This window comes from Pseudoalteromonas luteoviolacea DSM 6061 (assembly GCF_001625655.1).
GTDB classification, from domain to species: domain Bacteria; phylum Pseudomonadota; class Gammaproteobacteria; order Enterobacterales; family Alteromonadaceae; genus Pseudoalteromonas; species Pseudoalteromonas luteoviolacea.
This window is the reverse complement of sequence record NZ_AUYB01000067.1, coordinates 1-1,408: the sequence shown is the minus strand read 5'-3', so window position 1 is coordinate 1,408 and position 1,408 is coordinate 1. Positions and strand designations below refer to the sequence as shown.

Annotated in this window: 2 protein-coding genes; both read left to right on the top strand. The window is 36.4% G+C overall.

Annotation, left to right across the window (positions count from 1 at the left end; translation table 11 throughout):
• The first annotated feature begins 128 nt into the window (after positions 1 to 128).
• Complete coding sequence (locus N475_RS02750; RefSeq protein WP_063364652.1) at positions 129 to 530, top strand: polymorphic toxin type 44 domain-containing protein; 402 nt, start codon at positions 129 to 131, stop codon at positions 528 to 530.
• Positions 502 to 993, top strand: a complete 492-nt coding sequence (locus N475_RS02745; protein ID WP_063364651.1) for a hypothetical protein — start codon at positions 502 to 504, stop codon at positions 991 to 993. The genes N475_RS02750 and N475_RS02745 overlap by 29 nt, the downstream gene beginning before the upstream one ends.
• Positions 994 to 1,408 lie beyond the last annotated feature (415 nt).

Here is a 1,408-nt window from a genome sequence, read left to right as displayed (position 1 = left end):
CTATACTTACTTCGATGAATCAGATATAAAAGACACCCAGCTTAAATAGTAGCTTTTATAAGAAATATGGTGATATTTTAGAAGCTGGCAATATCGACATTACAAAAAATATTGCCGATGCAACAGAAATGAGTTTGGAAGAATTCGTGGAGGCTGTTAAAACTGGCGGTAAATGGGATTATAAGAGTCCTAAAAACTACCCATCACTTGTTAAAGAGTTTGGCAGCTCCAGAATGGATGACTTTGGTAATTTCCATTTCGGAATTGTGGCTGCGGCGAGTGGCCATACATTAGCAATGTCGCTCTATGGTGCGGGGCAGTACCAAGCATGGAGGCAAAAAGGAGGGAATCACTTTCATGCTATAGTTTCGAGCGCTGGGCGCTTTCAATTAATAAGAAATAGAAGGGCCAGAAATATAACTAATTCAGGCTGGACATGGGGTGATAACCCTGGTGATTCAATCGCAATTATGAAGGGGCATAACTTTGCTAGTTTTGTATATGGATGTTTTGGTAAAAGCTGTCAGTAAAATTGCAGCAACCATACTGGTTTTATTCTTACTAGTTGGCTGTGAGCGGCTATATATGTTGGATGATACTAATTTAACAAATTGGTTTAAAAAAAGCGAAAGTGTGTTTTTAGATATATCTAATACAGTTGCTCAATATAGGGTTAGAGGGTCATTAAAAGATCCTGATTCAATTAAAGGGAACTTTATTTCGAACAAAGAAAAAGAGGTTGTAGTTAAAAGTCTTTTGAGTAATTTGAGCAAATTGAAATTGGAACCTAAGGATGTACAGTTCCATTTTATTCAAAATGAGTCGCTCTCTTATATAGCTATATCGCTCTATCTTGAAGGTTTTTGCATTGCTTTGAGCAACTGCTCTGAAACCTATTTGGTTTTCTACTCAGATGAGAATGAAAAGATAATAGAAAATGACTATTCATACATCGCTTTGGGTGGTGGTTGGTTCATTTTGAGAGTGCAGTAAGTTAATTTAAAATTAACAATATAAAAGCACCCAATCTAAAGCCCCAGCAAGTGCTGGGGCTTTTTCATGTTTGGTCGCGTTTCACCGATTTTTTGGTCACGCCTATTTGACCTTGGTGGTCGCATCTATCGACTTTGGAAAAAGTTGTAAGTATTCTGCCAAGTCAGTTTTAAATCTATGACTTAAAGGAAGTGGTTCTCTGTATGATTTATGTCTTAATTAAAGAAGACACCCATCTTTAGTTTGGTAAAAAGCTGAGAGTCGTCTATCTTTTAATAACGGTTAAAAGTTAGGCGTTCAATTCATGGTAATTAAAGATGACACCCATCTTTAGTTTGGTTTAATTAAAGATGACACCCATCTTTAGTTTGGTTTAATTAAAGATGACACCCACCTTTAGTTTGGTAAAAAGCTG

What these genes read in the sequence shown, in the direction of transcription:
- N475_RS02750 (WP_063364652.1), top strand. Translation starts at nt 129, where the DNA reads ATGAGTTTGGAAGAATTCGTGGAGGCTGTTAAAACTGGCGGTAAATGG.
- N475_RS02745 (WP_063364651.1), top strand. Translation starts at nt 502, where the DNA reads ATGGATGTTTTGGTAAAAGCTGTCAGTAAAATTGCAGCAACCATACTG.